The sequence below is a fragment of the Leptolyngbya sp. FACHB-541 genome (genome assembly GCF_014695875.1).
Taxonomy (GTDB): domain Bacteria; phylum Cyanobacteriota; class Cyanobacteriia; order Elainellales; family Elainellaceae; genus JAAUTN01.
Map to the genome: position 1 here is coordinate 62,803 of NZ_JACJPC010000014.1, position 13,170 is coordinate 75,972.

At 44.5% G+C, this 13,170-nt stretch carries 13 protein-coding genes; 7 read left to right on the forward strand and 6 right to left on the reverse strand.

Annotated features, from left to right (window positions below; translation table 11 throughout):
- Positions 1 to 66: 66 nt before the first annotated feature.
- On the forward strand, positions 67 to 966 hold the full coding sequence (locus tag H6G00_RS01065) for a 3D domain-containing protein (RefSeq protein WP_190795243.1): 900 nt from the start codon (positions 67 to 69) through the stop codon (positions 964 to 966).
- A 179-nt stretch (positions 967 to 1,145) separates the two neighbouring features.
- Here H6G00_RS01065 and H6G00_RS01070 read toward each other — a convergent pair whose 3' ends face one another.
- From H6G00_RS01070 to H6G00_RS01085, 4 genes are all read right to left on the reverse strand, one after another.
- Positions 1,146 to 2,195 (reverse strand): N-6 DNA methylase, encoded by a 1,050-nt coding sequence (locus tag H6G00_RS01070; RefSeq protein WP_190795244.1) that lies wholly within the window; start codon positions 2,193 to 2,195, stop codon positions 1,146 to 1,148.
- A 151-nt stretch (positions 2,196 to 2,346) separates the two neighbouring features.
- Complete coding sequence (locus tag H6G00_RS01075; RefSeq protein ID WP_190795245.1) at positions 2,347 to 3,102, reverse strand: hypothetical protein; 756 nt, start codon at positions 3,100 to 3,102, stop codon at positions 2,347 to 2,349.
- Positions 3,103 to 3,148: 46 nt separating this feature from the next.
- Entirely contained in the window at positions 3,149 to 3,334 is a 186-nt protein-coding gene (locus H6G00_RS01080; RefSeq protein ID WP_190795246.1) for a hypothetical protein, read from the reverse strand.
- 507 nt (positions 3,335 to 3,841) lie between these two features.
- On the reverse strand, positions 3,842 to 4,183 hold the full coding sequence (locus tag H6G00_RS01085) for a hypothetical protein (RefSeq protein ID WP_190795247.1): 342 nt from the start codon (positions 4,181 to 4,183) through the stop codon (positions 3,842 to 3,844).
- Positions 4,184 to 4,486: 303 nt separating this feature from the next.
- Between H6G00_RS01085 and H6G00_RS01090 the strand changes: the two genes are divergently transcribed.
- The 4 genes from H6G00_RS01090 to H6G00_RS01105 all read left to right on the forward strand — a co-directional run bounded on the left by H6G00_RS01090 (position 4,487) and on the right by H6G00_RS01105 (position 9,022).
- Positions 4,487 to 5,560, forward strand: coding sequence for a hypothetical protein (locus H6G00_RS01090; protein WP_199318259.1), 1,074 nt, complete (start codon positions 4,487 to 4,489; stop codon positions 5,558 to 5,560).
- Between the two features lie 24 nt (positions 5,561 to 5,584).
- The gene (locus tag H6G00_RS01095; protein ID WP_190795248.1) at positions 5,585 to 6,076 is read left to right on the forward strand and encodes a hypothetical protein; all 492 of its coding nucleotides are present in this window, start codon (positions 5,585 to 5,587) and stop codon (positions 6,074 to 6,076) included.
- Positions 6,077 to 6,155: 79 nt separating this feature from the next.
- Entirely contained in the window at positions 6,156 to 8,060 is a 1,905-nt protein-coding gene (locus H6G00_RS01100; RefSeq protein WP_347278133.1) for a caspase family protein, read from the forward strand.
- Positions 8,061 to 8,116: 56 nt separating this feature from the next.
- Positions 8,117 to 9,022 carry a hypothetical protein gene (locus tag H6G00_RS01105; protein WP_190795249.1) on the forward strand — a complete coding sequence of 302 codons (906 nt, stop codon included), beginning with the start codon at positions 8,117 to 8,119 and terminating at the stop codon, positions 9,020 to 9,022.
- A 389-nt stretch (positions 9,023 to 9,411) separates the two neighbouring features.
- On the opposite strand, the gene H6G00_RS01110 is transcribed toward H6G00_RS01105, so the two are convergent.
- Positions 9,412 to 9,588 (reverse strand): hypothetical protein, encoded by a 177-nt coding sequence (locus tag H6G00_RS01110; RefSeq protein WP_190795250.1) that lies wholly within the window; start codon positions 9,586 to 9,588, stop codon positions 9,412 to 9,414.
- Between the two features lie 42 nt (positions 9,589 to 9,630).
- Positions 9,631 to 10,149: a hypothetical protein gene (locus tag H6G00_RS01115; protein ID WP_190795251.1), complete on the reverse strand. Its 519-nt coding sequence runs from the start codon at positions 10,147 to 10,149 to the stop codon at positions 9,631 to 9,633.
- 709 nt (positions 10,150 to 10,858) lie between these two features.
- On the opposite strand from H6G00_RS01115, the gene H6G00_RS01120 reads away from it, so the two are divergent.
- Together H6G00_RS01120 and H6G00_RS01125 are read left to right on the forward strand one after the other, a co-directional pair.
- Positions 10,859 to 11,356, forward strand: coding sequence for a hypothetical protein (locus tag H6G00_RS01120; RefSeq protein ID WP_190795252.1), 498 nt, complete (start codon positions 10,859 to 10,861; stop codon positions 11,354 to 11,356).
- Between the two features lie 87 nt (positions 11,357 to 11,443).
- Positions 11,444 to 12,691 (forward strand): toll/interleukin-1 receptor domain-containing protein, encoded by a 1,248-nt coding sequence (locus H6G00_RS01125; protein ID WP_190795253.1) that lies wholly within the window; start codon positions 11,444 to 11,446, stop codon positions 12,689 to 12,691.
- The last annotated feature ends 479 nt before the right edge of the window (positions 12,692 to 13,170 follow it).

The window sequence follows — 13,170 nt, forward strand, 5'->3', positions numbered from 1 at the left end:
TTCTTTCTCAATGCTTGTTAGGACTTGAACCGAGTTTTACAGTGGCTTTCTTTAGGAGATGAAGTGATGAACCGATTTAGAGTAATAGCCGATGGATTAAATTTACGTTCAGCCCCTACAACTGGGGGTAACGTGATAGCAGTTCTCCCCAAAAATCAAATCGTTACTAAGCTTGTAGTAGCTAGCAACGATAATTGGTGGAAAGTAGCAACGACCTTGAATGGAGGAAGTTTAGAAGGTTTTGTCGCTCATCGTTTTCTTACTTCAGATACAGCGTTTTCTGTAGAAAGCTTTGATTTACCCAATCCTGCTGATGGCGATCGCGGTTCGCCACTGACTCTTTGGGCGACATTCTACAACGTGCATACAGCACAGGGTTCCTCGGGTGGAAATCCTTTGCTTGATTTAGCGGGTAGCAGTTTGGGACCTACACTTTCGGATAGGGATTGGTGTAACGCAGCTGTAGAAGGCACTGTAAGAATCCTGGATGCCAGTAGTAATGTGGTAGGAACTTATAACTTTGCTGGAAGAGGTTCTACAGAGCAGGTTAACTGTTCCCGATTCTTTCCCGGACTGTCTTCCAGCATAATTACAGGTACCAATAGGGCGCGATTTAAAGTTTCTAAAGGTGCGTATGGAGAGGGAACCAGAGGATTTACACTAGTTCCCTACCGTACAGTAGCGGTTGATGACACTTTCATCCCGATTGGCTCTGCTGTTTTTATTCCAGAAGCAAGGGGGAAAACTGTGCTGCTGCCATCAGGTAGAAGTGTTACTCATGATGGCTACTTCTTTGCTGCAGATGTTGGAGGAGCAATTAAGGACAATCATATTGATGTCTTCTTAGGAGTGTCTACAGCAAATCCTTTCGCATTCATCCAAAGTAGAAGAGATCGTACTTTTTCTGCATTCCTAATTAGGAATAGCCAAACGGTTGGAACTTTAGAAGCATTACATAGAGTTTAGATAGATTTGGATTGTCACTAGCAAAGCTGTTGCGCCAAGCGCTCTAAATTCCAATGCACCGGAACAAAGTCAAATGATCAGTGAGTTGCAGAAGTTGTCTGTGTCCGGTGATTGGAACCGTTAGCTAGCTTGAGTAAATGAGAAAATTCTATGAAAGATTATAGTCAACATTATTCAAGCTAAAAGATTGAACCCTGCCAAACTTCCTCAGGGTCGTTCTTTCCCTTGCGTCTGCGCTTCTTGATGGGTTCAAATCGCCACTGGTTCTCTGCGTCGTGTTCTGTCCCTGCCAGATATTCAGCCGCAGCGGGATTCTGATCGGCGGTCGCAGTCATGGAGTCCGAGGTAGCTTCACTGTCGCCATGAAGCAGTTCAGAATCTAGGAACGGCAGTGGCTTGACCAGCCAGGGAGCGTAGAGATAGCCGTTAACTAGGGCAGCTTTAATTACCGTGTCGTTGATGTCCTGCCCATACAGCCTCAGTGAGTAGTTGGAGGCAGTCAGCAGCAAGCGACCGGTACCCAAGCATGGATCGCATACCGTCTCCAGTCGCGAATCGTGGCGACCCCTTGCGGGTATCTCTGCGAGATCGCCAGAGATGACATCATGCATCAACACCTGGGTCATCAGGATGCAGACGGGCATGGGAGTTGGGTAAAACCCTGAGCGCTTGCCGAAATGGTTGATTGCCAGGATGTCTCCCAAATAGTCGTGAGGGTAGGCAGTCAGCAGATTCAGATTGAACATCTGATAGAGCCTCATGCTGGCTCCGCTACATCCGCTCGGTTCATCGGGCAGGTCATAGCCTGGGTGACCAAACCCAAACAGTAGCCAGTCGAGGAAATAGTTCATGTATGTCCAGCTCGACCAACCTTGCCAACCCCCCGAACCGCAATTAGTAACGAGGTCTAAGCAGCGCTCCAAATGCTTGTGCCCTTGCTGGTCAAATAAATGGCGACTGTGTTCATCTGTTGCCCATTCGATTTTGGGAATCGGGCGATCGCCTAGTTTCTGAGTCTCCATCAACTCAACCCAGTAGACCCAGCGCTGCCACGTCAGTTCATCGGCTCGAAGTAGGTAGGGAAGGAGCCAGCCCCGTTCCAAGTTGCGCTGTAAGTTGGGGTCAAGCTTGTATTTCTGCCGCGCTTTAAGCTGCTCCCTAAGTTCTGCGCGAAACCATGACAATCTATCCCGTGACTCTTCCTGAGCCGGGATGCTATCGCTGTTCATTATTGAAGTTGCCTTAAATCTTGTTGCTTGATAGGTGGCGATCGCCATCCAGAGCGCAGCGCTTCACTCTGGTGGGTTCATGTGGCTAGGCACAACGTCTCGCTTGCGATCAAAGGCTTTACACCACCCTTGATGGCGATCGCCAAACTTGTTAAGCGGACATCCGAGCTTCAGCAGTCTCTACGGTGTCTGCCTTCTTGAAGCTAAATGCCAGGTTGTAGAGTTCAGTCCAGTTCAGTTCTCCAGCATCGTAGGCAGTCCGGATTTTGCTGGAAGCCTCATACAACTCATACGCCTTAGCAATCACTTTGGTGTAGTGAGCCGACTTGCCCACAGTTTCCCCGGCTGCTTTGGTGTCACCGTTGCAGCGGACTACTGCCTCATAAACTTCTCTGGCTTGAGCCAACTTCTCTGCCGGGTCAGTAATCCGAGGTGTTCCGGTTCGGGGGGTGCCACCTCTGCGAGTTTTGGCAGGTTGGGCAATGGCGATCGCGGTCAGCAATTGCTTGAAGGCTCCAAAATTCTCTAGCAGGTAAGTTGCTTCGGCACAGCTCCCTACATTGGCATTCTCATCCAGGTAGAGGATCAAGCGTTGTTCATAGGTCAAGTCAGACTTTTGCTCCTCAGCCTCCAGCTCCGGTTCGGGGGGTGCTACCTCTTCAACTTCGACTTCAACAGCAGCTTCAGAATCATCATCTGTAGCAATTGCCATTTGCTCAAAGTCTTCTTCATCGTCAGATTCAACCTGATCTTCAACCTGCCCTTGAGCAAACAGAATCCAGTCAATTAACTGTGCTTTCGTGTCGCTTGGCTCAAACTCAATCTCCAGTCCAGCAGCAATGTTCTGGAGTTTGGGTTTGGTCATTTCACGGGTGGTCAGTTGGTCGCGAGTGTAGGTGGTAGTCATTGTTTTGCCTTGATTAATGTCTAGTGAGTTAACGGTCAAGCGGTCATCAGTTAGCACGTTGGCGGTCAGCTTTTAGCTGTTGAATGTAATCCGGGAAGCGTTGACCCAACAACACGTTCTCAATCAGGAAGCGGCGATCGCCTTTGGTCGATAAACACAGCTCAGAAACGAGCTTGGTCAGTTCTTCGGTGGTCATCGCTTCAAGTTGTTGAACGGTGTAGTTGGTAATCATCTCAGTGCCTCGTTTGCTTGTGATGCCCCTATCCTCACCAGCTTTTTTGGTAGTGTCAGCAGCAATCCAAGTGTTTTACGATTCGAGTTACTGACAGGTTTTAAGTCACTCCATCAGCTAGGCGAATCAGAGTTTTCAGGCATCAAAAAGAGCGCTCGACAGCAGAAGTCAGGCGCTCAATATGAGGAGTATTGAAAACCAAATTAACTGACATTCAAGAATGCCAAAGCCAATTCTCCAAGTTGGACAGGCCTTCTGATTCAGTGCCTTGGCATATCTGTTCTTAGTGATCCGCCAGTTGTGTACTTCACTTTCCTCCAACTTCCAACTTTCTGTCGGATCGCTTTCACACCTTTCGTATCAAGGTTCTTAGGGGTTGAGAGAGCAGGGCGATCGCAATTTAAGTCGGATGAAGCCGACTTAAATTGGAAAGATGTCGGTCTTGTCGGAGAAATTCAGTTTTTTATCGCCTTTACGGGGTGCAGTTAAACGAGACTTGTCGCCTCACTAAATGTGTAGAGAGATCAGAGGCCCTAAGTTAAACTTTGCCGTCTTTAGGGGCACTTGAAAGGGATCGGATACGGCTTGAGGATCATCGTGGGAAAGGAAGTAGTTGAGGAATTCCCTCACATTTAACAATGATGTGGGCGATCGCCCATACTCTTCACCCCAGATATCCGCGTGTGGATTCCCCTCACTGTCATGCCAGATGCCCTGGCTCTTAAAGTACTGAATGCCAGCGTAGGGAATGCCCAGCATCAGGACAGCGGCGATCGCCCAGTTGCGCGCTGTTAAGGTTGGAAGACTGAAGTATAGATAGTGTTTGGGAACCCTATAGTATACAGGCACCCCAACTCTACGTTGGAGCCGACGAACACCGTTGGCCCGACGACGCGAATAAGCGGCATTCGCGGCTCAACTCCGCTGTTATGCCGCTTATTCCTTGCTGGGGCACAGCTGAAAGATTTTCTGGAGGCGTTGAGGATTGGGGGACTATAGGGTTAGTGGTGCAAGAGCTAAAGATGGTTGTTCAGGGGCATCGGCCATTGAGTATTAGTGTTATCTATAATACAGTTTGAGCGATGAGTATTGAGGGGTTGATGCATTAGCCTGTGGTGCCCCTGTACTACACAGTTGTCGTTTCATAGCACAATGTTGCAAAATGAGAGAAATTCGGTTTGCCGAGTGATTTTTTACACCCTCACCCTTGCGCTTATGTCAGAAGATTCCCAGCGTAACTCTGCTTTCAATGCTGCTGTGAGTTCAAAAGTTCATCACGCTCAACTAAACGATACTGGCAAGTACACACCAGAAAAGTTAGGGCATCTGTACAGAGGTGGTATACGTACTGGTGCAGGGCGAACCGAAGCGCAAGCTCAACAAATGTTAGACAAAATCCCACCTTCTCAGAGGGCTGGAGTTGATGGTCAATCCGCTGCTGCTAAAGTCAAAGAATATTTAGCTGATAAGGATGCTAGTCATATAAAACCACATAGTAAAGGTGGTTCAAGTCATCCAGATAATATCAAATGGGAAGGTAAAACTGCTAATCGTGCTCGTGGCGATCAACACATGACCAGCCAAGAGCAAAGACAACTAAATGTTAAGGCACAAGCTGATAACATACGTGGAGCATTGAAAGCTGGTGTAGAGGCTGCGTCCAAAGGAGCAGTAATTGGTGCAGTAACAACGGCTCCTTTCTCTATGCTTAGAAATGCATTGCGAGTTGTACGAGGTGAAATGTCAGCTCAAGATGCTGCTCTAGAAACTGTAAAAGAAACTGCTGTTGGTGGGGGAGTTGGAGCTACAACAGCATTTACGGTTACGGCGGTAGCATCTGCTTGTCCTCCTATTGCTGTTGCATTAACAGCTATGTCACCAGTTTTACTTGCTGCTGGTGGTGTTGGAATGGTATGTGAGTTTTTCAAGATTCTTGGTGACCATAAGCAGCAGGTGAAAGAGTATTATTCATCATTGACTCAGAGAGAACTGCAATATCTCCAGGATGTTGAGAGTGAACTTCTGTACGAACACTCTAAGAATTCAGAGTTTCTGAATAAGTCCGCAGAATTAAACGCTGAGATTACACACAGACCTATCGAGTCTGGTGTAGAAGGTGCATTAAAGCGATATCTTGAGTCTGCTGCAATTGCTAAAGCTTTGGGAGCTACACCAATCGGTAATAAGCAGTTGCCTGTTTCAAAAAAAACTTTGCCCTCAGCTTAATAATTTTAGGATTGGTAAATACTTATGTTTTTTCTGCTTCCTTTAGTTGGTGCGGCAGTTGGTGCAGCAGTTGGTGCTCTTGTTACTCATGCTAGCGGCGAGAAAGATAGACAGGCGGCAGAGCATCATAGAAAAGTTGCTAATGACTTGACCAACAAATTCTCAAATTTAGAGAAAAGATACAGCGAATATGCCGATAAGAGTAAGAGTCAAATTGATGACTTGACCAGGCAACACGCTTTAGATGAAGCAGAGAAAGATCTTCTGCGTTTAGCCATCAGGTTGCAGCAGAGCTTGTATATGCTTATGTGGGATATAGATAATAAGCCTACATATGATGCTTTGATAGATTTTGAACAAGCTGTTGAGGCAACTAACAGAGTTTTATCCGAGTTAAGCGAGGAGAAAATTCAAATCCCAAGTAAGTACTTTTCTCGCAACCTGACACGGGTTAAGAGGCGTGAAAAGCTCGCTGAAACGAGGCAGAAGAAAATAGAAAGTAGCAGCGCGGCATAGCAATTCGGGTGCAGCGGATTGACCGAAGCCGCTTGGGTTAGATGCAAAGACCTCGGCAACCGCTGACCCGACTCGTTAGGTGGAATTTGAGACATCAATTAGAACATTAAATACCTCTAAAGTTGAGGCTAGTACAAAAATGTTAAAAGACAAAGCGGTGATCATTATCGCAGTATCAAAATATGCTGGTACTTATGACAATCTTCCAGGGGCAATAACAAGTGCTAGGAGACTGCGTGAATGGGCTGAACAGTCTGACGAAGACTGTAAATATAAAGTTCTTTATCTAGCTGATGACGTCTTTGAGAAGATTGACGTTCAACTCGTGCGCGAACAAGTTAGCCAATTTGTTAACAGTAACTTCATAGATCGACTCATCGTCTATTTCGCTGGACATGGCATTGTTCGCTCAGCTGGTGACCAGTTTTGGCTTCTTACCAATGCGGCGCAGGATCTACGAGAAGGAATTGATGTAGAAGCCTTTAGGCGGGGTTTACTAAAATGCAATATTGGTAATGCTGATTTTGCAGGTCAATTGTGCATTATTGGTGATGCCTGTCGAAATACTGGGCGAGATGCTATCGAATTTTACGGTGATCCAATTCTGACTTCGACAGCAAAGAGGAATAGTCGTATTCAGCTTGATAAGTTTCTGTCCACAGGGCTTGGCAATTACTCATTCCAAATCAATCAAATTGGTAGTCAAAGTGCGTACTGTCTGTTTTCGGAGGTGATGCTGAGTGCCTTGCGAGGCGAAGTTAAGGAAGCAATTGACACGGAAGACCATCGATTCAAACCAGTTATCACAAATCATAAACTAGCTGAATATTTAGAGAAAGAGGTCAGAAGTCGTGCTGCTGCAATTGGAGAGGAGATGGAGCCTGATCTGCTTACTGGAATCCATCCTCCCCATAACTTCTACAAAAGATTAAAGGAACCGATTTCTGATGTAATAGCTAGTTCGCAAGATTCGCAACTGGCGGCAGCAATCCAAATGGCAATACATGATCCCCATCCAGAAAGCAGTAATGAGAAACTTACAGCAGCTCAAGAAGGTCGTAAACAAACTCTTTTGGGATTGAAAGACCGTATTAAATTGAACTATTCCCGACTATCAATCAGAGTTAGACGTCGTTTCGATCCTAATAATCCTAATTTTTTAACTGTTAGTGATTTTCGCCCAAACTTTATAGCTGTACCTCGTAGTGCAACGGTTGAAGTGGCACATCGGGAAGAAACACTCTATGAGATACTAGCGTTTAACTGTTACGATTCGCCTATTTTAATCCACCAAGATGGACAATGGATAATTATTCCTAATTACCTCAATGTTGTTGCTGTCATATCTCGCAATTTACCTGGCGACATCTTATTCTTTAAGACTGGACATTTTACTAAACGAGATGAAGTGTGGGATACATATTTAAGTGATTTTTCAAATCTTGCTGGCAGTGTTCCATTACGCGCCGCAGAGGCTAAAAAATTTGCAGATAGGGTTAGAGTGGGAAAAGAGGAATATCCTCATCAAGCAGTGACAGCAGGATATCTTTATGAATTTTCCAACGACTACGATAATATTGCTAGAACTGCACATTATATGGCTAGAAACACAGATTCGGTGCCATTCGATCTAGCACTACTATGTGCAGACAAAATATGGTGGAGTAAAGAAAATGGCAGGTTGGTCGCATTTGCAGATCTGCCAGCCGTTGAACCCTCACAACCGAGTGAGCAAAAGGATAATCGCCCCTATTATGCTAGACGTGAATTTGCGGCACACAAGAATGTCCAACTTTGGGGAATTACACCAATCTTTCGTCAGGGTTGGAGTTTTATGCAGACTGAACTATACCTTGATATTCCAGACAAGATCAGGTTAATTAGCGAAAATATGATTGGGAGATCGGCAGCAAGCTTAACAGATGAGGGACTTAGAATGTTTCTTAAAGCCTTTGACTATCGAGTTATTGAGATTGACACCTAACAACTAATACATCAACGAAACATTCTACCTTTCAATACTATTTGGAGCATTTGTTAATGACAACAGTTCTTTTAATTCACGGCATTAATAATCAGGGTAATTCAAAGGATAACATTGAAAAAACGTGGAGTTATGCCCTTAGAAGCAGTGCTGCTACCGCAGGACTAACGATACCTGATGATGTGAAATTTATTGCAGCGTTCTATGGCGACGTACTCTTTAACGAAACAGAATCCTGGAACAAGAACAAACCTACTTCAAGTCCTATGAGTGTCGAATCTCCGGACGAAGATTATGCGGATGATGAAGTTGCGGCTTTATATCTTGAATTCCAGCAAAAATATGGTATCGGCGATGAGCAAGTTTCTCGGGAACTTGAGGCTGAAGATAATCTTCAAGCTCAAAAGCGCATGGCTAAAGGAATTCATAAGAGGTGGTTAAAGGCGATAGCGAAAGCTTTGGAAACGGTACTTCCTTCAAAGGGTAAACGAGTAGCAGCAGCTTTTATAAGTCAAGCTGCCGCATATCTTCATAAGCCCGGTTTAAAGGAAAAAGTTGACGATCTCGTTATGACCCAAGTGATAGACGGACTACCAAAAGATGAAAAGGTTGTTATTATTAGTCATTCCCTTGGCACTATTGTAGCTTATGACTTAATGCGCCGTCTTAGGCATCAAGTAAAGGTTGGGTTGCTGCTAACTGCCGGTTCACCTCTTGGGATTGAGATAGTCAAACGTAGGCTGGGTACACCGCTTATCTGCCTTCCAAATGTAGATAAATGGGTAAATATATCAGATGATGAAGACTTTGTTGCCTTCCAAACAAAGCTAACTAGTACGACTTTTGGATGTGATAAGATTGTAAATATTGATCAGTTAGATAATGGCGATGAAGATGCACACGATATTCTGAAATATCTTGCACATGATATTGTCGCAAAAGAAATTGTGTTGAATCTCTAACTGGACAAACAAATTAGTCGATTGTGAACATTTAGTTTGACATTTCCACTACACTATTCCACCTAACCCTTACATGCACCGGACGGACTGGACACCTCTGGCTTCGTTTAAGTGACATCTGACGCCGTTGATGTCCGCCGTTAGCAGTTAACATCATTGCCGAAAATGACCCTTCTCGGCATTGTTTGATTCAATGCCCATATCAAAAGCCTCTTTCAGACATAGATTTAGGCTTTACTACTTACAGTACTCAATGGTCATTTTCGGCAGAGTTAAGCTGTTCAGACGTGGAAGGGGCAATCGCTCTATCTTCTACTGATACCTACCCATAAAAACGGGTAGCTTCCCGACTATCTCAAAGCCAAAGGAGGCGGGATGATACATCCATATCAAAGCCGCCGACCACGCTTTACAAGGTCGGCATATAGAAAAACAAAGCCCTGACCGGTAAGGTTAGGGCTTATTGTTTTGGTCAACGTCTTAAATAGCGTGACTAGGGCAGCAGGGCGATCGCCCAACTCCTTCTCAATAAAGCCGATTGGGTCATTGGTGTCCCGTGTCACCATTGCCGCAACTCCAGCTCACCCCTAGCCCGAATTTGATCCCCTTCAAGCGACAGCAAGGACATTGCGTGGGTTCTCTCCAGCGGCTAATCTCTCAAGCTGCTCATCTGAGAGATTTGAATAATCAATTTTGACGTTGAGCTTGGTTTCCTCCTTCTCACCTAGAGCAGTTTTTCCAATCTTTTGAAGTCGCTCTAGCGCCTTGGCTAACTCATCCAACTGTTTGGGAGATGGTAGATCATTGCCTTTTGCCACTCCTTCAGTTGCTTCTTTAAGTTGCATGAAAACAAGATTCAAGCCGCCTTTCGCAAGTTCATAGCACTGGGCATCCCATGCAGCTAAGTCGCCCGCTAAAGCAGTCGATTTGTGTTCCTGGCGTTTATCTGAAACAGTTTGAACAAAACGCTCAGCCTCAACTTTCCAATGCTCTTTAGCTGCTTTTTCCCGCAGATATGAGGGCGAACAGGTATACTTCGCAGCCAATTGCTCTAAGGTTGGACGAGACTTCTCATCCGGAGCCTGGACGTATTCATCTTTGATGACCTGCCAGTTGTGCTTCGCCACTTTCCCTCAGCTTCCTGCAATTTCCGACTTTCTGTCGGATCGTTCCCACGCCTTGTGGGGTGGGGTTTTCACGGACATGGAAAAGGGTAGGGCGATCGCATTCAAGTCGGTTAAAGGCAACTGTTCTGGTAAAAATGCTGATCTTGCCAAAGATCTTTAACTTTCTGAAGTTATAAAGGGAACACCAGATCTTCATCGACCAGTGCAACAGATGGCAAAAATCTTTTCAAGGCGAACTGAGGAACAGGAAAAATTTCGTCAGGATCTATGCTTGGTTATTCAATCTGAAGAAGAGCGCAGGATTCAAGAGCAGTCTGCTGAACGTCTTGTCATGCCTATGACTTTAAGTACGTGGGAAGACGACTGGAAGAGTTGATTTCAAGCTGCTTACCGGCAGTATAACGATTCACTCGGGTTGGATCTAAGGGTTTAACATTGCGGAAGCTAACATATCAGCTTCATTCAGAAGGAGCTGGGCGAGTAGCTGACGGAAGAACAGCGGGCGATCGCGGCGGTATAACATATTTCCTGTTGCGCCCGACCATTGAAAAGTTATCGGTAGATTATTCGAGGTTGTCTACAGTGGGTTAAGCGGAACGTTAGACCACAAGATCTCGGTTGGAATGGTGCTGTAACCGCTCTAAGTATCAATAGGGAAACCGCTCTAAGTGCTAGCTTTGAATGGATGATTGCAATAAGGAAAAATTAGGTGTCAAAAGGCATCCCTGCAAAGCTTAAAAAGGTTTCAGTTAAACTCCCATTTGGTATTGGTGGAGCAGAATGGGAAGCCGACTCGACAGAACGCAAAGCGGCTTGGGCGATTTATGTTGAGTTAGTTACTCGCATCGCTGTTCAAGACCTTGATAAAGACCAAGGACTTTTGCGAGAGTTGCTAAACTCGCTACATAGTTTGTTTGGTATTACACGTCAAATCCTGCGGGAAGCTGGTCCAGATGTTGGTGCATCATACGAATCAGTTGGGGGTACAGCAATTACTGTCCTTAACAGAGGACTACGCCCTTTTTTGTCTACATGGCATCCTGCACTTCAGGCATGGGAGGCGCAACGCCCTGTAAATCTTAGTCCAAAAGAGCATGAGAAGAATTGGATTCATGAACCTAAATTACGTAGTGAATTAAAATCCCTTAATCTAGATTTAGAGCAATATGCTAATGCGTTAGCAGAGATAGCTGGAGTTAAGTGTTGATAGGCTAGTAGGCGCTTGACAACCTCTCAGAATAGTTAAAGATGGTATTAATCACATTATTAGAATTAGTAATTTATCTTTAGCAGAATGAATGAGCTAATCATACAAAGACTAAAAAGAAAGTCACGCGGAAATCAAGTGGCAATCGCAGTCAGCAGTTCGCTGTCAGAAGAAAAATTTTCTATTCCAAGTCTAGCGAAAAAAATAATTAGCCACTGCAATTTAGAATTTGAAGTTCAGGAATTGACACAATATTTCAAAGTATGGAACGCCCTGATTGAAGAAGCTGAGAAAAAAGTAAGTAGAGATTATTTGGTTAAATTGGTGAGAGATTTCGTATCCACCGCAGAGCCTCTTCCGGTGCATTATAAAATTGCATCACTACCTATTTCAAACTTTATAGATGCTACTTTCGATCGATCACTGTATAAAGCTCTTATTCAATTGAATAAAAATCCAATCATTCATGATTGGAATCATCAATCTATTGGGGCATGGAAGCAAAGTAATCCAAATCAACCCAGTATATTCTTCTTGTTCTGCAATTTAAGTCCACCTCATCCTTGGCATGGAGTCTATGAACCCATCAGTAGAGCTGGCAGTAGGGGTGATCAAATTCAGATAATGAATATTGCAGAGATGCTCAATGATAAAGACTTGATTCTCGCAGGATTTACCTCTCACGAGGCAGAATTTACCCTACACTTATCTTCATTAATCAGTTCTTGCAATAAAGTAGTTAATTGTCTTGATTATATTGATGATTCTACTTACTGGTGTCAAAGAGGGGTTTGCATCCTTAATAAGGAAGCTGAGCAAGTAATCGATTACTTACTTCCCTATGAGATGGGTGAGTACACGTTTTGGGATATGCCTATACCGAGGAGAGAAATAATGGATGTAGTGCGAGACAAGCAGTATGACTGCTTTATCAGTCATTTCAGTGGCGATAAACCTTTTGCAAAGAGATTATCTCAAGATCTTGAGATGCGTGGTCTTTATGTCTGGGTTGACGAGAACGAAATTGATATTGGGGATTCTCTTTCAGATAAAATTCAAGATGGTTTAGGAAGCTCATATTCGTTTGCAATTATCCTATCCAATGAATCCATTTCTAGACCTTGGGTCAAGGAAGAATTAAGAGCAGCATATGCTTTAAGATTAGCGGGAGAATCTAAGATACTGCCAATTTTGTACAAGGAATGTGATATTCCTATACTTCTGAAAGACTACAGATATGCAGATTTTAGAAGTGAAGGTCGGTATCATGAGGAGATTCCTACTTTGGAACGCTCTATTAGAAATGCTATGCGCCAAGCGAGGGGCAAGAAATAGTTGACGCAGTTCTATAGTTTCATAAGCTCAGGCGTTCTAACAATTTAAATGCAGGCGGACGTTGAAAGCCACTCTGCTTAGTTCGAGGTTACTTGCCGTCACTGATTCAAACCGTTAGCCTGTTTTGTTCCGCATTGAAGGCAGTATTTATTAGCTAGCAAACGTAAACCGCGTCGAAGCCAGCAGGCGGGCGATCGCTACTTCCTAGTTTGGATTCTTTGATTCGTTTAATTGTCTAACCGTTGCTTTCAGGGAGAGTTTGCCGATTATAGCTTCGCGCCATTCTTTAATATTGCTTTGAATGAAGAGCAGGAAACACAGATCAAATGTCTTCTAGAACAGCAGAAGCCATCTGCGATGATAACCTTCATCCTCCCACGGCAAGCTTCCATCTGTCCGCTGCATTAAAGTTAGACTGCCCAACGTGGCATCAGGCTTCATTAGGTAAAATTGGATGGGGAATCCTAAATGCTCCCTAA